The following is a 23,093-nucleotide window of genomic DNA, read 5'->3' as shown; positions in this document are numbered from 1 at the left end:
CTCCTTTGATTTATGTGAACTTCCCTATGGTTTTATAAAAATTAAACACTTGAATACTTTGCTCATAGAGAAGTTGTTCAACTTGGTCCATTGCATCAGTTAAACTCATCGGCATATTCATAATTGAAAAGGTTGCAGTAAATTGATCTAGTAATTTTAAATCTGGATCATCAACCGACCCTGATATAAGAACAACTGGCTTATGATGCTTCTGAGCTAACTGCGCCACATAGCTTGGTGCCTTCCCAAACAGCGTTTGTTCGTCGCTTTGTCCTTCCCCCGTAATGATCAAATGACTTTTTGCTATCGATTCTTCTAGCTGCATCGTTTGACCGACTAATTCTGCTCCCGAGGTTAAGGTTGATCCAACCGTCATTAAAGCAAAGCCGAGACCACCAGCAGCCCCAGCACCAGGTACATTTCTTATCTCATTTCCGGTTTCTTGCTCAATTAATGCTGCATAGTTATCTAAAGCTTGATCTAACCTTTGCACCTGCTCATTTGTTGCCCCTTTTTGGGGTCCAAATATAGCACTCGCCCCCCTTTCACCACACAGAGGATTATCGACATCTGATGCAACTTGAATGCTTATATCTTTTAAACGAGGGTCTAGCATACTTAAATCAACGTTATGTATGTTAAATAAATCTTTTCCGAAATAATCGACTTGTTGTCCATTTTTATCGTAAAATTTGGCACCTAATGCCGTCAGCATCCCTAAACCACCGTCATTAGTTGCGCTTCCTCCTAAACCCACAATGATTTGATTAAAACCTTCATCTAACACATGCTGAATCATTTCACCTAAACCATAAGATGTCGTATGATATGGATTCCGGTCATCTTCAGGTACTTGAATGAGCCCCGCCGTATTTCCAACTTCAATAAAGGCAGTGCCACCATCACCATGCACCCCAAAATAGGATTCAATAGGCTGACCTATAGGACCTGTGACACTTTTCTCATAACGCTTACCATCTGTAGAGTATATTAGGGCATCAATTGTACCCTCACCTCCGTCCGCCATTGGCATTTGGGTGACATGAGCATTAGGAAACACGTCATGACAAGCTTTGGCAATCGTTTTGGCGGCATTTTTCGAACTTAAACTCCCTTTGAACGAGTCTGGACACACGGTTACATACATGTAAATCCCTCTTCTCTCTTATGAATAGATTATTTTTTATTACGAATTTCATGAATATTTTTTATCATTTTAACATTAATTTTCTGACAATCCTTCTTACTAGGCAAATTAAAACAACAAACTTGGACACTTATAATGTAAACTTGGACAATTACGGTTCATTATCGCCTTCTGTGGAACAAAATTTATATTTTTTATCAAAAAAAGACGCGCCAAAGCACGTCACTTAATCTTGATCTTCCATTTTTTTATGTTCTTTTTGAATACGTTGATATCGTTTCATATCCCGTTTCGAAATCGGAATCGGTTCTTTTTTCATCAACAACCGTAATATCTTCGTTTACCGCTTCCGCAATTCCTGCTTATTTATTCGTTCCCCAACTTATAGAACCTTTTCCAAAAAGTCTCTAGCACGATCTGTTTTCGCAGAGGAGAAAAACTCTTCTGGCTTCGCCTCCTCCACTATTTTGCCATAATCCATAAATATAATACGGTCAGCAACCTCTCGAGCAAATCCCATTTCATGAGTTACAACAGCCATGGTCATGCCTGATTTGGCAAGTGATTTTATGACATCCAACACTTCCTTAACCATTTCAGGATCTAAGGCGGAAGTCGGTTCATCAAACAGCATTAATTCAGGTTCCATAGCCAAAGCACGAGCAATGGCAACTCTTTGCTTCTGTCCGCCCGACAAGCTATTCGGATAAGCATCTATCTTATCACTTAACCCAACACTAGATAACAGTTCGTGTGCATGGGTCTCCGCCTCTAGTTTAGATACATCTTTTACCGTTAATGGAGCATATGTTAAGTTGTCCAATACCTTCATATGTGGGAAGAGGTGAAAGTGCTGAAAAACCATACCAATTTTTTGTCGTATATTTAAAATATTGACTCCTGGTTCTGTTAAATCTTCCCCATCAACCCATATATGTCCTGCAGTCGGCGATTCTAATACATTTATACAACGTAAAAATGTAGACTTTCCAGAGCCGGAAGGACCGATAATGGCTACCACTTCGCCTTTTTCAATGGAAGTATTAATATTCTGTAATACCTCTATATCTCCAAAGCTTTTATGCAAATTCTCGACTTTAATCACTTTTTTTAAGCCTCCGTTCTAACAGCTTGCCAAGTACTGTTAACATCATAACCATCACGTAATAAATGGCACCCACAAAAATATAAGCCTCAAAATTACGATACAATTCTGCTCCAACGACTTGTGCACGTCTCATTAAGTCCAAATAGTTTATAACAGAAACAATCGCAGATTCCTTTGTTAACGTGATAAACTCATTCATCAAAGCCGGCAGAATATTTTTCATTGCTTGCGGTAAAATAATTTTAATCATCATGGGGCGGTATGGAATTCCTAACGCCATAGCCGCCTCACGCTGACCCTTATCCACTGCCTCAATTCCCGCACGTATAATTTCAGAAACATAGGCTGATGAGTTTAAACCAAACGTTAAAATGGCTGATAAAAAAGGTGATATATCATAGCCTAAAACTTGTGGTACAGCGTAATAAACAAACATCAATTGTAAGATTAAAGGAGTACCACGAAAAACTGACGTATAGAAGTCAGCGATCCAACGCAAAACTTTGATATGACTAATCTTAACTAAGGCAATAAAAGATCCGATAAAAAACCCAATAACAATCGCAATGATAACAAACCCTAATGTAACCCATATTCCCTCTAGCATAAAAGGAATATAAGGCACGATTTGGGAGAAGTCCAAATTCATGCCTTATTCACCTCAATTCTATTTCTGTAAGTTTATTCTTCGTCCAATCCCCATTTCGCTTCTAACTCAGCAATCGTACCATCTTCTAAAAATTGATCAATAACAGCACTTACGTCACCTTCCAACTCACTATCTTTAGGAAATGCGACAGCCATTCCAGGAGAGCTTGTTGTTGGATCATCAAAACCTGCTAAATCCTGCTCTTCAATAAATCCTTCAGCGACAGTTTTATCCATATAAGCGACATCGATACGCCCCGTTTTCAGTTCCTGAATTAAGTAAGTAGCTTCATCCATAGGTTGTAATTCAAAGTCATAGTCTTCCTGTAACGTTTCAGCCCCCTCCTGTTGAATAGTTCCGAGCTGAACTCCAACTTTTTTACCTTCCAAATCTTCCAAACTCTGAATCTCTGAATCTTTCCCCGTAACAAACATTTCACCTGAATAATGATATTCTGTTGAAAAATCAACATTTTTTTGGCGTTTTTCAGTTGCTGACATACCTGCCATTACCATATCAACGCGATCAGATTGCAATGCCCCGATTAAACCGTCAAACTTCATATCTTTAATCTGAAGCTCATAGCCTAATTCCTCCGCGATGAGATGAGCTAAATCAATATCAAAACCTTCAAATTCACCTTCAACTGAGAAGGATTCAAATGGAGGGAAATCTGCTGACGTTCCCAAAGTTAATGTGTCAATTTCCTTTGTATCTTCATTACCTGCTTCCTCTGAATTTGAATCCTTTGATGCATTTGCTTGATTGTCACTAGTCCCACAGGCTGCTAAAACACCTAATAGAAAAATAGATAAAAATAAAACCATTCCTTTTTTCAACATGTTTATTCTCCTTTCAAAATTGTATATTTATACGATTAAATGAATATTAACACATAAATATGCATAATAAAACCATTTTATTAAAATAAGATTTTTTAAATAATTGAAAGGGTTTACAATTTCGATTCACTATTTTAGCTTTACAAATAAAAAAAGAAGCGTGCTTAATAATAAAGCACACTTCTTTCCCATTTGTATACGTTATTCATATTCTCCAATTAAATCGACGACCTCTTCTACCAATGATGTATCCACAACTTGATCTAAATTTAGTTCACCTTTAATAGCACCGTTTTCCTTATACACTTCATATTGATTATGAATATCTTCAACAAACATTTTTCCATTAGGATCTAACCCTGTCACGCCTACCTCTTTCCATGTTTCTGGGTCCTTTAAGGCTGTGTATTCCGTCATAATATCAATAATTTTGTCAAGATCACCCGTTTCTTTAATAAAGGCATCGTTGTAATCACGGACACCTTTTAAGTAGGCTGCCATAAATCGTTTAGCAATTTCACGATCCTCATTTAGAAAATCAGGTGATCCAAGTACCATCGCAATTTGTGCTTCTGGTGCATAATCGGTTGCATCTCCAAATCTCACATGTAACCCCTGTGATTCTCCCTGTGTGATCAATGGTTCAATCTGTAGGGCTGCATCAATTGTTTGATTCCCCATAGCTGCTAGCATGTTTCCAAAGTCACCCATTAATTCAAATTCGACATCATCTCGAGTTAAGCCAGCATGCTCAAGCATCTGTTGGAAGATGTAATCATCAACCCCATTTTGCGTCGATACAGCAATTGTACGGCCCTCGAAATCTTCGTAGCTCGTAATCTCATCTTGGAGGTCTTCACGAATCACAAAAGTAAAATAGGAATTGCCTTCCGTATTATGTCCCTTATCCGCAATCATCCTTACATCAATACCTTGCGCAATGGAGTTGAAAAACGAGGCACTCGATATACCGCCAGCGACATCTACTTCGCCTGAAGCAAGAGCTGGTAACATTTCATCACTATTACTAAATGTGGCAAACTCAATTTCGATATTGTAATCAGCAAAATACCCCATTTCATTAGCAATATAAAAGCCTGCACCAGATGCAGCCCCATCTTCAGCTACAATAACCGTTGCCTTTTCATCTAAAGGTTCAAGCCCCTCTTCCGTTTCTTGACCCGAACCTTCCTGTACCTCATCTTCGCTACAAGCACTTAAAACAAGTACTAACACTAAAAGCGGAGCCATCCACCACTTTTTTATCATGTTCATCTACCTTTCGCTCTTAATTCTTGATTCCTGCACTTCTGTTTGCAGGTGGTTCCAAATTTTTAGAAATACATCAGCCATTTTAGGATCGGACCGTACTTGTGTCATTTGACGGGGTCGTGGTAAATCCACTTTAACCTCATCCTTAATCGTTCCAGGTTGTGCACTCATTAAAAATATACGATCACTCAATAAAATCGCTTCATCAATACTGTGTGTTATAAAAATAACGGTTTTTTTCGTCTCTTCCCAAATCGATAGTAATTCCTCTTGTAAAATGAACTTATTTTGTTCATCTAAAGCGGCAAACGGTTCATCCATTAGTAAAATTTCAGGATCATTCGCAAACGCCCGGGCAATACTCACCCGTTGCTTCATCCCACCTGATAATTCTTTAGGATATAAATCAGCATAAGGCGTAAGGCCGACCTTTTGTAAGTATGTTTTCGTTCTTTCTTTGATATGATTTTTGGGTACGTGACGCATCCTTAACCCAAGTGAAACATTCTCTTGAACAGTCATCCAAGGTATGACACCTTGTTCCTGAAACACCATCGATTGTAAAGGATGATTAGTACGACTTGCATGAATCCGGTGATCACCAGAGCTTGATTTCTCTAATCCAGCTAAAATTCTTAATAATGTTGTTTTGCCGCAGCCACTTGGTCCTAAAATACAAACGAATTCCCCATTTTTTATCGAAAAATTAATATCCTTTAGGGCCATGACGCGTTCTTTATTTTTAAAAAATACTTTCGTTAACTGATTCACCTGAATCTTTTCTTGACTTTGCAAACGTCATTTCCTCCTTTACTTCCATGGAATTAATTTACTTTGTAGGCCGCGTAATAATAACGAGAACAAGTAGCCAAAAAACGATATTAATATGAGACCTACAAACATTTCAGGAATGAGAAATGCCTTGTAATTCATCCATATGACATAACCTATACCTGAATTGGCGCCAATCATTTCAGCTGCAACGATGGTCAATAATGCAATCGCCTGCCCCATTTGAATCCCTTCCATCATGACAGGCATCGCTCCAGGCAAAGCAATTTTCAGGAAAAAGTCTGTCGGGTTGGCCCCGTAGTTTTTAGCGACATCAGCATAAATTTTATCAATATTCGTCACTCCTGCCGCCGTATTAATCACGACTGGGAAAAAGACACTCGCCGCAATCGTTACTATTTTTGAGAACTCACCAATTCCAAAAATAATGAGGATTAGTGGCAATAATGCGAGAGTTGGAATCGGCATTAACGCCATAATTAATGGTGAGAAAAAATGCCGAATCGCTGAATACATTCCCATCAATAAACCTAATGTGATGGCTGGAATGACACCCAATAAAAACCCAGCCAAAATACGAATCAAACTCACTTGAACGTGTTCAAACAACTCGCCTGAAGTCCCCATTCCAACTAATGTTTCAATAATTTTAGTTGGTGGTGGGAAAAACCTTGGGTCAATGATTGCTGTCTGTGAAAGAACTTCCCAGATCAATAACATGAATATTGGAGACGAGATTGTTAAAACTTGCTTAATGCGATTATTTCGTTGTCGACGTCTAAGACCTTCCTTTTCCACTTCAACAGCCTTATTTAACTCTTCCACAGCTCTATCACCTCTACGCTTCATTCTATGCATTGGGCGTTTATCCGTGCCTGTACTGAATTTTTTGTATAAAAAAAGACCCCTAAGACTCTCATAGAGCCATAGGGGCCTCCTATCTATTATTTATTAAGGGGGAGTTTATGCTTGTATTGAATAAACTGCTATCTTTTTATTTACTGCTCTGAATCTTCGTCATCTGATAATCCACTATCAGTTGAGTCGTCACCACCCATTGAATCATCACCATCACCTGTCATGCTGTCATCAGAATTGCCTGTGCCACCACTTGTGGCATCATCTTCACCTGAAGTATCGCCACTCATGTCGCCATCTTCAGTCGAACCGTCTTCATTTCCTCCTCCGTCTTCTTCTACACCGGTTGTTGGATCTTCAGGTTGTTCTTCACCACCGCCGCATGCAGCTAAGAAACCTGCACCAACAAGTAATGAGCTAAGTAACAATTTTCTCATGCTAAAACACTCCTTTTCTTATCTGTAAGACTTGCAACATGACGTTGCAATAACCATATACCCGGTGCTAAACACAAAATAACGGATGTTATGAACCTGTAAATAACTTAATATTTTCATAACATGACAAGCATCGATAGACTCATGATATAAGTTGGAAAATTAATGTATTGGGATGCTTGTCCTACAATTCTAGTCTTAATTTTTACATTAAGATTTCAATGGTTTTTTTATTAAAAAAGTGCAAGCCGTTTGAACGACTTAAGCATCACTAATCAAATAAATATTTATAATAGGCAGGGAATTCCCGAACTGTCGAATAAAGATCGCGAAGCTCAAAGTATTCAGCATGTGCTGAGTAAACATGTTTAATTCCTGCTTGGTGGAAAGCGAGTTTCGTTCTAGAAATATGAAAGAATTGCGTAATAATCATGGCTGATTGGTAACCTTGATTGCCTATAATTACCTTAGTATTTTTCGCCGTCATCGCCGTGTTGTACCCACTCAAATCCGTTGTAATATATTGCTCTGGAATACCTTTTTCAATCAGGTATTCTTTCATAACCTCAGCTTCATCAAAGCCTTCCTGACCAATGCCGCCACTGACAATGATTTGTTCAAAATAACCTTCTTTGTAGAGCCCAATAGCTTTATCGAGTCTCGCTGCCAATCGTTCTGATGGCTGACCATCCAATTCAACTTTATTTCCCAACACGACAGCGACGTCTACTTTTTCAAGTTCATCATTTAAACCATCAATCGTAATAACAACTGTATGTATAATAAAAAATCCTAGAAGACCAATGGCAACTATAAAAAAATACTTTTTCAATTGATTATTACGCATATCCTCACCCCAAAAAACTTATATTTTTAGTTTATCTTATTACACATAATTATGGAAAAAGTCTTTTCCTCCTCAAAAATAAAATAAAGTAGGGTGAGAATTAATCTCCCCTACTTTATTTTAATATCATATTGTCTCATCCAATAATCGATTTGGCATAAATGGGCGATTAACTGTGGTCCTTTCATTAACTGGCCGTACCATGGCTCTTTAAATATACCCCCCTCCGAGTCAACTAATTGTTTGACTTTATCCTTCGCTAATAATTCAAACAAACGACTGTTAGGGTCTTGTAAAATATCATTCATCCAATTCATAACAAGTTTTGTATATTGAGGTTGGAACGTTTTTGGGTAAGGGTTTTTCTTTCGATACAAAATTTCATTCGGTAAGGTACCCTCTAATGCTTTTCGTAGTAAGCCTTTTTCATGACCACCAACGTTTTTCATCTCCCAAGGTACATTCCATACGTATTCAACTAATTTATGATCGGCAAACGGTACCCGAACTTCGAGAGTTGCTCCCATACTCATTCGGTCCTTACGATCTAAAAGCTGTGTCATAAACCAATGCATATTCAAATAAAACATTTGACGGCGTTTTTGATCGATTTCACTTTCACCATCTAATAGGGGTGTTTCTTCAATTGTTTCCTGATAACGGTGATAAACGTAGTCTTTCAGATTTAATTTTTTCTTCCAATCTGGTAATAGAAGATCCTCACGATAATCAAGTGATCGTATCCACGGAAATCCATTGTCTCCATTCGATTCTGGATTATGAAACCAAGGATATCCACCAAAAATTTCATCCGCACATTCACCAGATAAACTAACAGTTGTTTTTTCTTTTATTTTTCTGCAGAACCATAGTAAAGATGAATCTACATCAGCCATTCCTGGTTGGTCCCGTAGTATAACAGATTCTTTCAACAGTTCAAATAAATCTTCTTCATTAATCACACAATCGGAATGGTCCGTATCGAATTGCTTTGACATCACCTTGATAAAGTCACTGTCTGTTGTTGGTTGATAATCACTTTTTTCGAAGTATTGGTCATTTCCTTTATAATCAATCGAAAATGTTGGCAGCTGTCCTTTACCGTTTATTTTAAAATGATTAGCAGCAATCGCTGTAATGGCGCTTGAATCGACTCCTCCAGAAAGAAATGTTGAAAGGGGTACATCCGAAACTAATTGTCGCTCAACAGCATCAATGAATAAGGCTTTCACCTTTTCAACCGTTTCATCAAAACTATCGGTATGTTCTTCACTTTTAACATTCCAGTAGCGCCATTTTTTTAACCCTTTAGGACTAACAATCATAGCATGGCCGGCTCGTAGCTCTTGAATTTGAGCAAAAATCCCGTGTCCAGGCGTACGTGAAGGTCCTAATCCAAACACTTCCGCTAAACCATCCCGTTCAACAACCGGCTCTACATCAGGATGTTTTAAAATGGCTTTAATTTCGGATCCGAAGATGACTTTTTTATCTACTTCAGCATAAAATAATGGCTTAACTCCAAGACGGTCCCTAGCGATAAAGATGCTCTCTTGTTGATCATCCCAAATTGCAAAGGCATAAATACCGTTTAAATAATGTAAACAATCAGAACCCCAATGCACATAAGCATTTAAGAGAACCTCGGTATCGCATGTAGTTCGAAATCGAAAACCTTGCCTCATCAACTCTTTTCTTAATGCTTCTGTATTATATAACTCACCATTATAAATAATCGTATAAGTATGACCGACATGATTGACAACCATGGGCTGCCTTCCATTTTCAACATCAATAACAGCTAGCCGTCGATGTCCGAAAGCTACATGCTGATTGAAATAATAACCTTCATCATCTGTGCCCCTTTTGACTAACTGATTCGTCATTTCTTTAAGTACATGGTGATGCTCTTGTTGGTTAACCCCATTCCATTCAATCCATCCGGTAATGCCACACATATGTTTTTCATCTCCTTCTAAAAAAACTCTCAGTCGTATAAATCATTAACTAAACAAAAAATTAGCCTATGGTGAATTATATGATGAAAAGTGGAAATGTTTCGTTTGTGTAAAATGAATAGACCGAGAAGATCTTTATTGTTAAGATAGAAATTACCAAATCGACTTATGAGTACCTAGAAAAAGAAGGTTTTTGTTATGAATCAACGTTATGTAAAAGCACAATTCGCATCCATACTGGGGATTGTTGCGAATCTTTTGCTTGCCATCATCAAAGGTATTGCTGGCGTTTTTACAAACAGTAAAGCTTTAATCGCTGATGCTTTCCACTCAGCTTCCGATGTCGTGAGCTCATTTGCTGTTCTTATCGGCATTCGTGCAGCTAGAAAACCACCCGACCCCGAGCACCCTTATGGTCACGGTAAAGCAGAAAACATCGCAACTTTAATCGTTTCCATCTTATTAATCATTGTCGGATTTGAAATTTTATTAGATGCGATTCAGTCTATTTGGCAGCATAACACCCAGGATACAAGTATCAATGCGTTATATGTCGTCATTTTTTCCATTATCGTCAAAGAAGCTTTATTTCAATATAAATACCGCTTAGGTCATAAAATTAACAGCCCCGCTATCATAGCTGATGCGTGGCACCATCGTTCTGATTCGCTTTCATCTGTGATCGCCCTAGCCGGTATTGGTATATCAATTGCCGGTAGTCATTACGGTATACCTGCTTTACAATATTTTGACCCAGTTGCTGGAAGCCTAATCGCCGTCCTTGTCATGTGGATGGGTTTTAAGCTAGGGCAAGAAGCTGTAAACGTCACTCTTGAAACCGTTTTAGATGAAGAAGAAACGAAAAACTTTGAACAATCAACCTTGACAGTCGAAGGCGTTAAACGTATTGATACACTGAATGCTCGAACACATGGTTCCTACGTTATCATCGATGTGAAAATTAGCGTTGACCCTGAAATTACAGTCGACGAAGGGCACAGTATCGCAGCCAACCTCAAAGAACAACTAATGGACGAGCATGAAGAAGTCCAAGACGTATATGTTCACGTCAATCCATATCATTAATAATGTTATTAAGGGGATTTTATTGGGGGAATAGGAATGATTGATGTTAGAAAGTTAAATTTAGACAAAAACAGGCGCATCATTGTAATTTCAGATATTCACGCTAGCTTGGATTTATTTAAACAATTATTAAGTGACGTACATTACACGAATGAGGATTATTTATTCATTAATGGTGACCTATGTGAAAAGGGTCATAACAGTCTAGAGGTCGTTCACTATGTTAAACAGATGAGCTTAAATTCTGAACGTGTCTATTTGACAAAAGGCAACTGTGATGTCATTCACCGCTATGTTTTTGAAGGGCATGAGGGAATTTATAACTATATGGAAAGCCGAAAAGAATCAGTCCTCAACGAAATGTTGGAGTACCACGGTAAGTCACTTCATGATTTTCAGAATTTAGAGGAGTTAGGGACGTATTATTTAAACCATTTTAAAAATGAAATAGAATGGCTTGATTCCTTACCAACTGCGTATGAAACCGATGAATATATCATTATTCATGCTGGATTAAATGAAACACTCGAACAAACCGATGAACCTACAGCATTATATGTACCTGCTTTTTATGAAAAAGGACACAAGGAAGATAAGATAGTCATCGTCGGTCACTGGCCAGTCGCCAATTACCGCGCCAATCAAATAAGTTCGAACAATCCGATTATTGACTATGAACAACGAGTCATTGCATTAGATGGAGGGAATAGAATTAAGCGTGATGGTCAGCTTAATGCGCTCATCATCGAAAATGGAAATTATTCCTATACATATGTCGATTCCTTGAGAGATGGAGCCTATATACAGAAAGATCACTTACCATCCGAGGATCGAAAAGGGAACGTAACCTATCCGAACTATGACATGAATATTATAAAAGAGGAAAAATTTTTTACGCTCTGCCAGAATGAAAAATTAGGCATACAACAATGGATTAAAAACGAGTATCTTATTGAAAGCGATGGAAAAACAATGTGCAAAAGCGACCTCAGCACGACCTTCCTTTCCGTTGAAGCCGGTGATCAAGTTTGGATTATAGATGATAACTGCGCTGGCTACTTTCTGATTAAGAATGTGGATGGAGACGTTGGGTGGGTGCCTGATGGATGCTTTAAATAAATTTAATCCCTTCTCATTTTGAATGGGAAGGGATTATTTGTCCGTTCACTATCGGTGTATCTTCACTTTCTATCGGTGGTTTTCCGAATTCTATCGGTGTATCTTCACTTTCTATCGGTGTTTCTCTGAATTCTATCGGTGTATCTTCACTTTCTATCGGTGTTTTTCTGAATTCTATCGGTGGTTTTCTGAATTCTATCGGTGTTCTTCAGGTAATCAAAGTCTCTCTCATAATTAAAGTTCAACAAATACTTAGTATGCCTTCCCTTTCCTTTTTTAGTAAGATCGGCTCTGGTTAACATCCCTTTAGCGGTGTTAGTTGACTCAACCCCTGTAAACCTTCTAAATTCACCGTTCGTAATCTCTCGCCCGACTAACAAAAAATAATCCTTTAAAGCTGTCATAAATGCATCTGCTGAACGAAGGCCGCAAGTTGGACATTCCAATCTCTTTTTATACATTTTCATGCCTAAAATTCCGCACTGCGGGCAAATAAACCCAGGCATTAACTCATGAGCATTAATTTTATACAGCTTTAAAATATCTGGGATGTAATCGGTATGAGCGTCTAGAATTAATTGTCCTAGTTGTTTCATCTCGCTAATTTTTAAATACTCATGAGGAAACTGATTGGATATCTCTCTGATTTTACTAGCAAGTCGGGGAAGGGTGACCACTTTCTCTTGATGAATGGTATTCTCTGAAGAAGTTTTTAACAGCACTCGAGGGTTAACCATCACAACGACCGTCTCAACGGGGATTTGGGTGAAGCCGTTCATCTGTAACCACATCTCCAATTGATACTTTTGTTCCTCTACTTGTGAAACGGGGTCTTGATAAACTTTGTCCCGATGTAAAACCTGATCAAATTCTTTAAAAATGACCTCGTCACGGTAATTTTTTACTTCGATAATAAGGATAAAACGTGGCGTGATTAGGAGTGCATCCATTTGGAAGAAAGAACTGTTGTAATTAAGGCGTACACAATGGAGGTGATCAAACTTAAGGTCTAGTTTACTTAAAGGGTATTTTAGTTGTCGCTCTCCGTTGAAACCGGCACGCTCCCTGTTTAAAACATCCATTATTATTTCATATTTGGGATTACTAGTCGGAAAACGTTTGATGAGGGCTTCTAGTTTAAGAAGGTGGGGGGACATTTCGCATGTTTTGAGTTCCATTTATTCATAAAAAACTCCTTTCTACTTTAATTACCTTCTATTGTAAGGAATTTATAGAAAATTTCAACAGGTTAGATTATAAGTGATATAAATGGTATAATTCCCCTAAAATTTTAATAGGTGGGTGATTATTATTCTGAATATCATCATAATTATCGTCATGATTTTTGCGATTATTGGTTCTATTGCCGCGTGGATTAATACGAATATTATTCTCGATGAACTTAAGACAATCAAAAAGGAATTAGGGATTAAGGACGATAAACTAAAACATTTTTTAGACAAAAAAGAAGAGCCATAAAGTGCTCGGCACTTTATGGCTCCCTTTTTATTTCACCGCTTCTTTTTCACGTTGTCTTAATTCAATACGACGGATTTTTCCTGACGTTGTTTTCGGTAGTTCGTCGATAAACTCAATCTTACGAGGGTATTTATATGGTGCAGTCAAATGCTTCACGTGTTCTTGTAGTTCTGCAACAAACCCTGCACGTTTTGAATCAACACCATCCTTTAATACAATAAATGCTTTGACAACCGTTCCACGAACTTCATCAGGACTTGCAACCACAGCACATTCCTGTACATCGGAATGCTTCACTAAGGCATCCTCAACTTCAAACGGTCCAATTGTATAGCCTGAGCTAATGATAATATCATCACTCCTGCCCTCAAACCAAAAGTATCCGTCCTCATCCTTTTTCGCTTGATCACCGGTTAAATAGTATTCACCACGGTAAGCTGCATGCGTACGCTCTGGATCTTTATAATATTCTTTAAACAATGCTGGTGTAGAGCGGTGAACCGCAATGTCACCTACTTCATCCGGCCCACAAGGCTCACCATCTTCATTAATAATGTCGACGGTATTCCCTGGCGTTGGTTGCCCCATTGACCCTGGGCGAACTTCCATGTCTTTAGTGATTCCAACTAATAATGTATTTTCCGTTTGCCCATAACCATCACGAACGGTTACATCAAAATAACGACGGAAAATATCAATGACTTCACGGTTTAGCGGTTCACCTGCTGAGACCGCACTGTGCAGGTTCGAGAGATTATATTGCTCTAAACCGTCAACCTTTGCCATCAAACGATATTCCGTTGGCGTACAACACAATGCATTAACCTTATATTCTTGTAAAAGCCCCAAATATTTATTTGGATCAAATTTTCCTAAGTAAACAAGCCCCGTTGCACCCGAGCCAAGAACCGATAAAAATGGACTCCATAGCCATTTAGCCCATCCAGGTCCTGCTGTAGCCCAAACTACATCACCTTCATTTACGCCTAACCAATTAGAGGCAGAAGTTTTCAAATGGGCATATCCCCAACCATGAGTATGAACAACACCTTTAGGATTACCAGTTGTACCCGATGTATATGATAAAAATGCCATATCATCGCGGTTAGTATCCGCCATTTCAAAGTCATCTGTCACATGCTGCATAAATGTATCTAAATGCTCCCAGCCATCACGTTCTTCACCCATCACAAACGTCTGAAGGTCAGCAACACGATCAACTTTTTCAATCTCTTCAACAAATGGATGGTAACTAACAATAGCTTTTGCTTCACCATGTGTGAGACGATACTCAATATCTTTTGAGCGCAACATTTCAGAACCAGGGATGACAACTAACCCTGCTTTTAGTGCCCCAATATAGACTTCATAAGCCTCAATCAGTCTTGGAATCATAATGAGCACCTTGTCCCCTTTTTGTAGGCCACTCTCAGTAAAAACGTTCGCAACTCTATTCGCATTTTTCATTAAGTCTATGTAGCTAATATCCTTTTTGTTTCCCTGATCATCCTCCCAGAGAATCGCTTTGCGACCATCATCCATCGCATACTTTTCAAACTCCGATACGATGTTATACTGATCTGGTGCTATTAAATCTTCTCTTTTCATTCGATCCCCTCCGGTCAATTATTAATTGAGTAATAACTCAAACTATCATTAATAGTATAACAATTATTCAGAATTATTAAAAATATGATAATAAGAAAGGGCAAAATTGGCAGATTATTACTCTAACTTTCCATATCTATGTTAAAATGAAAGAAAAATGAAAGGAGTTTCGGCCATGAAGGTTTATTCGACTGAACAAGCCCCTTCCGCAATTGGGCCATATTCACAGGCCGTTGAAGTAGGTGACTTAATTTTTATTTCTGGGCAAATCCCACTTGACCCTAAATCTATGGATATTGTTAGTGAGGATGTGTCTAAACAAGCTGAACAAGTGATGAAAAACGTAGGAGCGATTTTGAACGAAGCCGGGTTAGACTATCAAAACCTGGTTAAGACTACGATCTACTTAAAATCAATGGATGATTTTGCTACAGTAAACGAAATCTATGCCAATTTTTTAAAAGAGCCCTACCCAGCACGTGCAGCTTTTGAAGTTAGCAAACTACCTAAAGATGTAAAAGTTGAAATTGAAGCCATTGCTTCCAAAGCATAGCCTAATAATTTCAATTAATTCGTCAAAAAACTAGCCAAATGAAAGTATTCATTATAAGATAAATACAGTGTTGAAATCCTTTTTAACAGTGTTTATCCTACAAAACTCTCATTTCACATAAGCTCATTTGATTATAATCATTTTAATTTACAACTTATTATTAATAAGTTAAGATATTATATGAAATCATTTTTATTAGGAGGAATGATTCATGGTAGATAAGAAAAAACGCTTAACGACTTCAAGTGGTTCGCCAGTCGGTGATAACCAGAACTCTATTACTGCAGGTAGTCGTGGACCTGCATTAATTCAAGACGTACATTTATTAGAAAAACTTGCACACTTTGATCGTGAACGTATTCCAGAACGTGTGGTTCACGCAAAAGGTGCCGGTGCTTTCGGTTACTTTGAGGTTACTAACGATGAAATCTCTAAGTATACTAAAGCTGATTTCTTAAATGAAAAAGGTAAACGTACACCAATGTTCATCCGCTTCTCAACCGTTGCTGGTGAGCTAGGTTCAGCAGATACAGTACGTGACCCACGTGGTTTCGCAGTTAAATTCTATACTGAAGAAGGTAACTATGATTTAGTAGGGAATAACACACCAATCTTCTTCATTCGTGATGCAATCAAATTCCCTGACTTCATCCATACACAAAAACGAAACCCACAAACTAACCTAAAAGATAAGGATATGGTTTGGGATTTCTGGTCACATTCTCCAGAATCACTACACCAAGTGACTTATTTACATGGTGATCGTGGTATTCCAGCAACATACCGTCATATGAACGGTTATGGTAGCCATACTTATAAATGGGTGAATGAAGAAGGGGAAGCTTTCTGGGTTAAATACCACTTCGTCAGTGACCAAGGTGTCAAAGGTATGGATGTGAACGTAGCTGATGAACTAGCAGGTACAAACCCTGACTATCATACCGAAGACTTATACAATGCCATAGACAAAGGTGACTATCCATCTTGGACATTGTATGTACAAATCATTCCATATGAAGATTACAAAACTTACAAATGGGACTTGTTTGATGTAACAAAAACAGTTAGCCAGAAAGATTACCCAAGAATCGAAGTAGGTAAAATGGTACTTAACCGTAACCCTGAAAACTATTTCGCTGAGGTAGAACAAGCCGCATTATCACCTGCACATTTAGTTCCTGGTATTGAAGCATCACCAGATAAAATGTTACAAGGTCGCTTGTTCTCTTATTCTGATACACAACGCTATCGCTTAGGTGTTAACCATGAACAACTTCCTGTAAACCGTCCAGTCGCTGAAGTTAATAACTATCAACGTGGTGGTTATATGCAAAATGGTCACGCAGGAAGCAATATTAACTATGAGCCAAACAGCTATAGTGATGCGCCGAAAGAAGATAATGCTACAAAAATGAATCCATTTGAGGTTGAAGGCGAAGCAGATAGCGTAGCTTACGACTCTGGCGATCATTTCACACAAGCCGGTGATCTATATCGTCTAATGAGCGATGATGAAAAAACACGTTTAGTAGAAAACCTTGTTGATCATATGAAACCTGTTACGAAAGATGAAATCAAACTTCGTCAAATCGGACATTTCTACAAGGCTGACCCTGATTTTGGTGAGCGCTTAGCTAAAGGCCTCGGATTAGAAGTACCACAAGAGGTTAAAGCTTAATAAAATATATTTTAAAAACCAGTCGTGAGTGCACGACTGGTTTTTTATATTCTAAATCACATGCTTACCATAATAAGGCATATACATAAATATATAAATTTTATTCAAAGGGGAATGACTAGATGCACAATTCAAATTACGAGCTTAATTCTTATACGATTCCGTATTACTATTATCCTTGGTACGATATATATCACATGTATAATCAGCAATATACACCTCGTCAAGACTACCCGGAAGTGGATCCAAGTTTGTTTAAAAAGTCAGCTGAATCATTTCGTGGATTGTTAAATGAAGCAAGTGGAATGTTATACAACCTTTCTCAAGATGAAAAACTAGCCCATGATGTCATGATGGCCGCTCAGAAAAATGAGCTTGACGAAGTAAAAAAATTACTGGAGTCAACGGATATAAGTAGTCGAGTTGACGTTGACTATAACCCTGACGGCATTACGATGAAAATGAGTTCTCAAGTAGAGGGTACTGACTGCTGCCATTTAAAAATGGACCTAAGATGGTAACATTCATTTGGCTGTCATGATTGCAGCCAAATGGACTTTTTTAGATTGACAAGCCCTTACCTGCCTAGACACAACATTAGCCCATCATTTATTCACAACCTCAACCTTACTCACCGTAAAACCGTCCATTTCTTTTACATGAAACGTAACGTTCTGATATTGAATACTGTCCTCCTTTTTAAGGTCATACTTCTGTGTTAGCAACCAGCCGCCAAGCGTATCAACATCATTTGGATCAATATCTAAATCAAACCAATCATTAATCTCAGTAATCAATACACGTCCATCGACTAAGTAAACATTACGTTCCAATTCTTGAAACCGATTCTCCTCTTCTTCATCAAACTCATCCTGGATTTCGCCAACAATCTCTTCTAAAATATCTTCAACCGTCACAATCCCAGATGTCCCACCATACTCGTCTACTAACAAAGCCATATGAATATGTTCCTTTTGCATCTTTTTCAGTAGTCGTTCGATGGGTACGGTTTCAATTACCCGAATAATTGGACGAACGTATGGTTTAATGATCTCCTGATTAAAATCCTTTACGTTTAAAATGGACGTGAGTACCTGTTTAACATTGATCATCCCAATTATATGGTCATGGTCACCTTGTATAACAGGATAACGGGTAAAGGTCGACTCTTGAACCTCTTCTAGAAATTGCTGGAGTGTTGCATCAACTTCGAATGCTTCAATTTTCATCCTTGGAACCATGATCTCTTTAGCTAATCGATTATCGAACTCAAAAATTCGATTCACATACTTATACTCTGATTGATTAATCTCGCCACTTTGATAGCTTTCGGATAGGATAATCCGTAACTCCTCTTCAGAGTGCGCAATTTCATGCTCAGATGCTGGACTAACGCCAAATACTCGAGTTAATAATCGAGCTGACCCGTTCAATACCCATATAAACGGAAACATTATTTTGTAAAACCAGATTAAAGGTCTTGCTGTAAGGAGAGCAATAGACTCAGTCTTTTGGATGGCTAATGTTTTTGGAGCAAGCTCTCCAATGACTACATGTAAAAACGTGATAATTGAAAAAGCTAATACAAAAGACAATAAATGTGAAACCGAAGCAGGAAGTGGAATATAATCAAACACAGGTCCTAATAACCGTTCAACCGTTGGCTCTCCTATCCAGCCTAGTCCTAGTGCCGTTATGGTAATCCCTAGTTGACATGCAGATAAATAAGCATCTAACTCACCTATAATCTTTTTCGTCGCAATCGCACGTTTATCTCCACGTTCAACTAGATGCTCAATTTTACTGCTTCTAATTTTAACAATGGCGAATTCAGACATGACAAAAAATGCAGTTAAGGCAATTAATAAAATGATTAGAAACACATATAAAAGCGTCATGCTAGACATCTATTTTCACCCGCCCCGTAAAAACTCACCTTTATCATACCCTGTAATCATGCGCCTTATCATAAAGGGTTTATGGTATAATTTTTTTAACATAATGAATCTTTTGTAGGGGAGAATAACCATGATTTATCTGGTCATTATATTGGGCTTTGCGGTAGTTTCAGCATTGATAAATTTTATTCAACATGGCCTAAATGTGAGGCGGGATTATAACGTTTATATTTTTGGAGCGATTTTGATAGCCAGTATGACTGCATTCCTTCTCGGTTTCTTTTTTGACTTCAAGCATGACCTGTTTTTCATCGGCTATGGGGTACTCTTCTGTTTAGGTTCCATTGTTAGCTTGATTATCACGTATATTTTACACTAGATGCGATTGAGCTTCGTTTTATTAGGAAACGAAATGTCTTTAAAAACCACTATATGAATCGCGATGAAAACGTCCATTAGCTTGATATAAATATTTTTCCGGGATTACTTTTTCCATTATCGGGAATAGTTGTCGTTCTTCTAAACGTACATGTTCATATAGCAGTTCACCTAACCGTCTCATTTTCTCATAGGAAGATGTTAAATTTTTTTCCCTTAGTTCATGGATTAAGCTTCTGATTTGAGCATGCTGATATAGCATTTCCTTAACTAATTCTGTCTCGATTTCATCTAAATGTTCAAGGTATAACGGAACTAATACTTCTTCTTCATCTCTAAAATGAAATTCACCATCGTTTTCCCAGAAATCAATCATCTCTCGAATTAATTGCTTGTAAGTTTTGGTACTTTGATCTGCACCAACTCGTTTCATATCTTTAGCCATCATAAGGGTATGATGGTGATGATGCGATAATGGATTTAATGCTTCATGTCGTCTCATTAGAGCCCTCCTAACCCTTTTACTATTTATACAAAGAAAGCAACCCCCGTAATCAAAACGAGGGGCTCTCTTTAGTTTACTTCACAACTAACGTTGATATCATATCAGCATGCCCTGGCCCACAAATAACACTGCATCGAATCGTATATTCACCGGGGTCTAATGTAACGGGCGTACTACCATCGTTTTGAATCTCAAAACCATCTACACCATCAATTGTAATACCATGCATACCTTCTTTATTTACTAATTCTACTGTAACTTCCCCTGCATTTGCTTCGTACTCTTCATGATCAAATTCGAAATTAGATGCCTCTACCGTTACTTTATTTCCAGTTTCACCAGTTGTATTCACATTATCACTTGAACCATCGTCTCCGCCACAAGCCACAAGCATTAATAATAAAACAGTAAGCAGAAAGATTAATAGCCTTTTCATTGTCAATACCTCCTCATTTTATGCGTTACGTCTTACCAGAACTTAAACCCTTTTGATCCAGGTGGTGCGTTCTGAATTATATCAATGACTGGTATCGTGTAAGCAAATAGAATCAAGGCAAATGCAATACCTACCCACACCTTCCAATTTTCTAAAATAGCTGGATGTTTCAGCGATTGATCAGCTTCTACACCAACTGGGAATTCTTCCTGACCTTTTGGTGCAAAGAATGCTAGATTAATCATCAAGATGAGATATAGAACTAATGAAATAAAGAGTAATGATCCACCAATTGCCATCGCTGTTTCATAAGGTCCCCACGCTGATGCTACCGCATGATCCCCGTAGTTTGTAACCTGAGTTCTTCTTGGGTTACCAAGTAGTCCGGAGTAATGCATAGCACCTGACATGACAAACATACCTACAATCCAGATAACCGTTTGATACAATGCAATTCCATTCATTTTTTTAGTCAATTTACGACCCTTGAGATGTGGAATTAGCCAGTAACTAATACCGAAGAATGTAAGAGCTACTGTTGCGCCAACGGTTAAATGAAAGTGGCCCGTAACCCAAATGGTATTATGAATGATTTGATTTAATTGGTTACTAGCGTTAATAATTCCACCTGCGCCAGCCGGGATGAAAATGAGCATCCCCATAAATGGAGCAAAGAATCGAACATCTTTCCATGGTAATTTTTTAAACCAACCAAATAGTCTCTTTCCACCAAGTCGTCTTCCACGCATTTCGAAGGTTGCAAATAGCGAAAATGCTGTCATTAATGAAGGAATTATAACGGCAAATGTTAAAACAACCTGAACAAATTTCCATCCTTCACTAATTCCTGGTTCTAAAAGCTGATGGTGAAAACCAACTGGGATAGAGAATAAGATAAAAAGTAAAAAGGCTAATCTTACTAATGAGTCACTAAAGATTTTACCACCGATAATTTTTGGAACGATGACGTACCAGGCCATATATGCTGGTAGTAGCCAGAAATATACAAGTGGGTGACCGAAATACCAAAAAAGTGTTCGACTCAAGGTAATATTAATCGTTTCAGATATTCCCAATGACCACGGGATAAATTGTAGAACGACGGTTAAGACAACCCCAATTGTTGCGATCAACCATAATACTAAGGTCGCGACTGCCATAAAGGCTAATAATGGCGTTTTTTCTCCCTGATGTTCTTTGCGCCATTGGCGATACTGACCGAATATCGCAAATGCCCCGAAATAAGTACCAACGACGAGTAATGCTAAAGCGATATAGAATAATGGGTGCGCCTCCAGTGGTGCATAAAACGTATACAGTACAGTTGCTTTATTAAGTAAAATCATTATGACGGCTGTAGCTGTCCCGATAGCCATAGATATAAAACCGATCCAAGCTACCTTCCTTCTACCACTCGTGAAAGGCCCTGTTGTTCGTACGATACTTGAATAGAGGAATCCGTAAATAAAAAATGTTGTAAATACTAGAGCCATTAAAACCCCATGTGCTGTTAAGATTTGATAATAGTTAATAGATGATGGCAAAGTAATCATTTCACTACGAACCAAAGTTTGAAACAATCCAAACAAACCACCAACACCTATAGCAGCAAATGCTACGTAGAAATGAGCTAAACTTAATCTTGAATCTAATCGGTTCATGTTACTTCACCTCCAGTTCGGCACTCATCATGTGGTGACCGATACCGCAATACTCATTACAAAGAATGAGATATTCGCCTTTTTCTTCAAAAGTGTAAGTCATTGAGTTCACGTGTCCTGGTGTGACCATCATATTGACACGTGTTCCAGCAATCTCAAATCCGTGAACAACATCTTTTGACGTGACAATAAATTTTACTGTTGACCCATGTGGAATTTCAACTTTATTGGGTGTAAATCCAAATGACTGAAGCACCATTACCAACTCATATTCATTTTCCCCTACTTTTTTAAGGCCAGGTTCATTAAATGGAGGTGTTTCATCGACTTTTTCAGGATCAACTTTCGTTAAATCACTTGGAGGTGCATGACCAGAAGCAAACGCCTGAATTCCAACCGTTGTTAAAAAAGCAATTAATGTGATAACTCCAATAATCAACCAAACCTTTTCAAGCTTGTGCATGTGCATAAAATCCCCTCCCAAAAGGTTCTATCAGTTCATCAACTGGTAAGCTCAATAGCAAAGCCAGTGGTCAGGCGAGCTAAAATTTATACTCCCTACCTGGTAATGAAAAGATAGTAGATTGACAACCATGAACCAACAATAAAAGCACCTAAAATCAATACCGAGATAAATGCCCCATGTAACTTTTCTTCCTCCTGTCCATGACGCTTCATTAGTAGCCCCCCTTATCTCTTTTCTTACCTACAGCTTATTAATAAGTGATTCTAAATTTTGTGATATAAATCACAAAATCAGAGTCAAATGATGACGAATTTGT

General features: G+C 38.1%; 25 protein-coding genes. 7 read left to right on the top strand and 18 right to left on the bottom strand.

What is annotated here, in order from left to right; translation table 11 throughout:
• Positions 1–10: 10 nt before the first annotated feature.
• The 10 genes from BLP77_RS08260 to asnB form a co-directional block, all read right to left on the bottom strand.
• Positions 11–1,147, bottom strand: a complete 1,137-nt coding sequence (locus BLP77_RS08260) for a glycerate kinase (RefSeq protein ID WP_093856649.1) — start codon at positions 1,145–1,147, stop codon at positions 11–13.
• Positions 1,148–1,529: 382 nt separating this feature from the next.
• A complete protein-coding gene (locus BLP77_RS08255) occupies positions 1,530–2,252 on the bottom strand; it encodes an amino acid ABC transporter ATP-binding protein (RefSeq protein WP_093856648.1) in 723 nt (240 codons plus the stop codon).
• Positions 2,245–2,904, bottom strand: coding sequence for an amino acid ABC transporter permease (locus tag BLP77_RS08250; RefSeq protein ID WP_093856647.1), 660 nt, complete (start codon positions 2,902–2,904; stop codon positions 2,245–2,247). The genes BLP77_RS08255 and BLP77_RS08250 overlap by 8 nt, the downstream gene beginning before the upstream one ends.
• Positions 2,905–2,936: 32 nt before the next feature.
• Positions 2,937–3,746: a transporter substrate-binding domain-containing protein gene (locus BLP77_RS08245; protein WP_093856646.1), complete on the bottom strand. Its 810-nt coding sequence runs from the start codon at positions 3,744–3,746 to the stop codon at positions 2,937–2,939.
• Positions 3,747–3,947: 201 nt separating this feature from the next.
• Positions 3,948–5,015, bottom strand: a complete 1,068-nt coding sequence (locus BLP77_RS08240) for an ABC transporter substrate-binding protein (protein WP_093856645.1) — start codon at positions 5,013–5,015, stop codon at positions 3,948–3,950.
• Positions 5,016–5,021: 6 nt separating this feature from the next.
• Positions 5,022–5,813: an ABC transporter ATP-binding protein gene (locus tag BLP77_RS08235; RefSeq protein ID WP_245686833.1), complete on the bottom strand. Its 792-nt coding sequence runs from the start codon at positions 5,811–5,813 to the stop codon at positions 5,022–5,024.
• Positions 5,814–5,828: 15 nt separating this feature from the next.
• Positions 5,829–6,530, bottom strand: coding sequence for an ABC transporter permease (locus BLP77_RS08230; RefSeq protein WP_371859601.1), 702 nt, complete (start codon positions 6,528–6,530; stop codon positions 5,829–5,831).
• 278 nt (positions 6,531–6,808) lie between these two features.
• Complete coding sequence (locus tag BLP77_RS08225) at positions 6,809–7,105, bottom strand: hypothetical protein (RefSeq protein WP_093856644.1); 297 nt, start codon at positions 7,103–7,105, stop codon at positions 6,809–6,811.
• Positions 7,106–7,376: 271 nt separating this feature from the next.
• Positions 7,377–7,952: a YdcF family protein gene (locus tag BLP77_RS08220; RefSeq protein ID WP_093856643.1), complete on the bottom strand. Its 576-nt coding sequence runs from the start codon at positions 7,950–7,952 to the stop codon at positions 7,377–7,379.
• A 110-nt stretch (positions 7,953–8,062) separates the two neighbouring features.
• Positions 8,063–9,910 (bottom strand): asparagine synthase (glutamine-hydrolyzing), encoded by a 1,848-nt coding sequence (gene asnB, locus BLP77_RS08215; RefSeq protein WP_093856642.1) that lies wholly within the window; start codon positions 9,908–9,910, stop codon positions 8,063–8,065.
• A 198-nt stretch (positions 9,911–10,108) separates the two neighbouring features.
• Here asnB and BLP77_RS08210 point away from each other — a divergent pair, with 198 nt between their 5' ends.
• Positions 10,109–10,996, top strand: coding sequence for a cation diffusion facilitator family transporter (locus BLP77_RS08210; RefSeq protein ID WP_093856641.1), 888 nt, complete (start codon positions 10,109–10,111; stop codon positions 10,994–10,996).
• Positions 10,997–11,032: 36 nt separating this feature from the next.
• Complete coding sequence (locus tag BLP77_RS08205) at positions 11,033–12,115, top strand: metallophosphoesterase (protein WP_093856640.1); 1,083 nt, start codon at positions 11,033–11,035, stop codon at positions 12,113–12,115.
• A 146-nt stretch (positions 12,116–12,261) separates the two neighbouring features.
• Here BLP77_RS08205 and BLP77_RS08200 read toward each other — a convergent pair whose 3' ends face one another.
• Positions 12,262–13,293, bottom strand: a complete 1,032-nt coding sequence (locus BLP77_RS08200) for a nuclease-related domain-containing protein (RefSeq protein ID WP_093856639.1) — start codon at positions 13,291–13,293, stop codon at positions 12,262–12,264.
• 124 nt (positions 13,294–13,417) lie between these two features.
• Here BLP77_RS08200 and BLP77_RS15830 point away from each other — a divergent pair, with 124 nt between their 5' ends.
• Positions 13,418–13,594 (top strand): hypothetical protein, encoded by a 177-nt coding sequence (locus tag BLP77_RS15830; protein WP_176753009.1) that lies wholly within the window; start codon positions 13,418–13,420, stop codon positions 13,592–13,594.
• 27 nt (positions 13,595–13,621) lie between these two features.
• On the opposite strand, the gene mbcS is transcribed toward BLP77_RS15830, so the two are convergent.
• Positions 13,622–15,202, bottom strand: a complete 1,581-nt coding sequence (gene mbcS / locus BLP77_RS08195; RefSeq protein WP_093856638.1) for an acyl-CoA synthetase MbcS — start codon at positions 15,200–15,202, stop codon at positions 13,622–13,624.
• A 175-nt stretch (positions 15,203–15,377) separates the two neighbouring features.
• Here mbcS and BLP77_RS08190 point away from each other — a divergent pair, with 175 nt between their 5' ends.
• The 3 genes from BLP77_RS08190 to BLP77_RS08180 all read left to right on the top strand — a co-directional run bounded on the left by BLP77_RS08190 (position 15,378) and on the right by BLP77_RS08180 (position 17,954).
• Positions 15,378–15,755: a RidA family protein gene (locus tag BLP77_RS08190; RefSeq protein WP_093856637.1), complete on the top strand. Its 378-nt coding sequence runs from the start codon at positions 15,378–15,380 to the stop codon at positions 15,753–15,755.
• Between the two features lie 211 nt (positions 15,756–15,966).
• Complete coding sequence (locus BLP77_RS08185; protein ID WP_093856636.1) at positions 15,967–17,433, top strand: catalase; 1,467 nt, start codon at positions 15,967–15,969, stop codon at positions 17,431–17,433.
• Positions 17,434–17,555: 122 nt separating this feature from the next.
• A complete protein-coding gene (locus BLP77_RS08180) occupies positions 17,556–17,954 on the top strand; it encodes a YuzC family spore coat inner layer protein (protein ID WP_093856635.1) in 399 nt (132 codons plus the stop codon).
• 84 nt (positions 17,955–18,038) lie between these two features.
• Here the strand turns inward: BLP77_RS08180 and BLP77_RS08175 are convergent, their stop codons facing one another.
• Complete coding sequence (locus BLP77_RS08175) at positions 18,039–19,331, bottom strand: hemolysin family protein (RefSeq protein WP_093856733.1); 1,293 nt, start codon at positions 19,329–19,331, stop codon at positions 18,039–18,041.
• A 130-nt stretch (positions 19,332–19,461) separates the two neighbouring features.
• Here BLP77_RS08175 and BLP77_RS08170 point away from each other — a divergent pair, with 130 nt between their 5' ends.
• Positions 19,462–19,710: a hypothetical protein gene (locus tag BLP77_RS08170; protein WP_093856634.1), complete on the top strand. Its 249-nt coding sequence runs from the start codon at positions 19,462–19,464 to the stop codon at positions 19,708–19,710.
• 39 nt (positions 19,711–19,749) lie between these two features.
• Here BLP77_RS08170 and BLP77_RS08165 read toward each other — a convergent pair whose 3' ends face one another.
• From BLP77_RS08165 to BLP77_RS08145, 5 genes are all read right to left on the bottom strand, one after another.
• Complete coding sequence (locus BLP77_RS08165) at positions 19,750–20,211, bottom strand: hemerythrin domain-containing protein (protein WP_093856633.1); 462 nt, start codon at positions 20,209–20,211, stop codon at positions 19,750–19,752.
• A 76-nt stretch (positions 20,212–20,287) separates the two neighbouring features.
• A complete protein-coding gene (locus tag BLP77_RS08160; protein ID WP_093856632.1) occupies positions 20,288–20,650 on the bottom strand; it encodes a cupredoxin domain-containing protein in 363 nt (120 codons plus the stop codon).
• 32 nt (positions 20,651–20,682) lie between these two features.
• Positions 20,683–22,311 (bottom strand): b(o/a)3-type cytochrome-c oxidase subunit 1, encoded by a 1,629-nt coding sequence (locus tag BLP77_RS08155; protein WP_093856631.1) that lies wholly within the window; start codon positions 22,309–22,311, stop codon positions 20,683–20,685.
• A gap of 1 nt (position 22,312) precedes the next feature.
• Positions 22,313–22,780, bottom strand: a complete 468-nt coding sequence (locus tag BLP77_RS08150; protein ID WP_093856630.1) for a cytochrome c oxidase subunit II — start codon at positions 22,778–22,780, stop codon at positions 22,313–22,315.
• 89 nt (positions 22,781–22,869) lie between these two features.
• Positions 22,870–22,989 (bottom strand): cytochrome c oxidase subunit 2A, encoded by a 120-nt coding sequence (locus BLP77_RS08145; protein ID WP_093856629.1) that lies wholly within the window; start codon positions 22,987–22,989, stop codon positions 22,870–22,872.
• Positions 22,990–23,093 lie beyond the last annotated feature (104 nt).

Source organism: Tenuibacillus multivorans (assembly GCF_900103915.1).
Classification (GTDB): Bacteria; Bacillota; Bacilli; order Bacillales; family Alkalibacillaceae; genus Tenuibacillus; species Tenuibacillus multivorans.
The sequence above is the reverse complement of the archived record's forward strand: the minus strand, read 5'-3'. Positions and strand labels throughout refer to the sequence as shown.

What these genes read in the sequence shown, in the direction of transcription:
- BLP77_RS08220 (WP_093856643.1), bottom strand. Translation starts at nt 7,952, where the DNA reads ATGCGTAATAATCAATTGAAAAAGTATTTTTTTATAGTTGCCATTGGT.
- BLP77_RS08185 (WP_093856636.1), top strand. Translation starts at nt 15,967, where the DNA reads ATGGTAGATAAGAAAAAACGCTTAACGACTTCAAGTGGTTCGCCAGTC.
- BLP77_RS08170 (WP_093856634.1), top strand. Translation starts at nt 19,462, where the DNA reads ATGATTTATCTGGTCATTATATTGGGCTTTGCGGTAGTTTCAGCATTG.
- BLP77_RS08190 (WP_093856637.1), top strand. Translation starts at nt 15,378, where the DNA reads ATGAAGGTTTATTCGACTGAACAAGCCCCTTCCGCAATTGGGCCATAT.
- BLP77_RS08205 (WP_093856640.1), top strand. Translation starts at nt 11,033, where the DNA reads ATGATTGATGTTAGAAAGTTAAATTTAGACAAAAACAGGCGCATCATT.
- asnB (WP_093856642.1), bottom strand. Translation starts at nt 9,910, where the DNA reads ATGTGTGGCATTACCGGATGGATTGAATGGAATGGGGTTAACCAACAA.
- BLP77_RS08150 (WP_093856630.1), bottom strand. Translation starts at nt 22,780, where the DNA reads ATGCACATGCACAAGCTTGAAAAGGTTTGGTTGATTATTGGAGTTATC.
- BLP77_RS08175 (WP_093856733.1), bottom strand. Translation starts at nt 19,331, where the DNA reads ATGACGCTTTTATATGTGTTTCTAATCATTTTATTAATTGCCTTAACT.
- BLP77_RS08160 (WP_093856632.1), bottom strand. Translation starts at nt 20,650, where the DNA reads ATGAAAAGGCTATTAATCTTTCTGCTTACTGTTTTATTATTAATGCTT.
- BLP77_RS08180 (WP_093856635.1), top strand. Translation starts at nt 17,556, where the DNA reads ATGCACAATTCAAATTACGAGCTTAATTCTTATACGATTCCGTATTAC.
- BLP77_RS08230 (WP_371859601.1), bottom strand. Translation starts at nt 6,530, where the DNA reads ATGTTATTGATCTGGGAAGTTCTTTCACAGACAGCAATCATTGACCCA.
- mbcS (WP_093856638.1), bottom strand. Translation starts at nt 15,202, where the DNA reads ATGAAAAGAGAAGATTTAATAGCACCAGATCAGTATAACATCGTATCG.
- BLP77_RS08240 (WP_093856645.1), bottom strand. Translation starts at nt 5,015, where the DNA reads ATGATAAAAAAGTGGTGGATGGCTCCGCTTTTAGTGTTAGTACTTGTT.
- BLP77_RS08260 (WP_093856649.1), bottom strand. Translation starts at nt 1,147, where the DNA reads ATGTATGTAACCGTGTGTCCAGACTCGTTCAAAGGGAGTTTAAGTTCG.
- BLP77_RS08165 (WP_093856633.1), bottom strand. Translation starts at nt 20,211, where the DNA reads ATGAGACGACATGAAGCATTAAATCCATTATCGCATCATCACCATCAT.
- BLP77_RS08210 (WP_093856641.1), top strand. Translation starts at nt 10,109, where the DNA reads ATGAATCAACGTTATGTAAAAGCACAATTCGCATCCATACTGGGGATT.
- BLP77_RS08225 (WP_093856644.1), bottom strand. Translation starts at nt 7,105, where the DNA reads ATGAGAAAATTGTTACTTAGCTCATTACTTGTTGGTGCAGGTTTCTTA.
- BLP77_RS08245 (WP_093856646.1), bottom strand. Translation starts at nt 3,746, where the DNA reads ATGTTGAAAAAAGGAATGGTTTTATTTTTATCTATTTTTCTATTAGGT.
- BLP77_RS08200 (WP_093856639.1), bottom strand. Translation starts at nt 13,293, where the DNA reads ATGGAACTCAAAACATGCGAAATGTCCCCCCACCTTCTTAAACTAGAA.
- BLP77_RS08155 (WP_093856631.1), bottom strand. Translation starts at nt 22,311, where the DNA reads ATGAACCGATTAGATTCAAGATTAAGTTTAGCTCATTTCTACGTAGCA.
- BLP77_RS08145 (WP_093856629.1), bottom strand. Translation starts at nt 22,989, where the DNA reads ATGAAGCGTCATGGACAGGAGGAAGAAAAGTTACATGGGGCATTTATC.
- BLP77_RS08250 (WP_093856647.1), bottom strand. Translation starts at nt 2,904, where the DNA reads ATGAATTTGGACTTCTCCCAAATCGTGCCTTATATTCCTTTTATGCTA.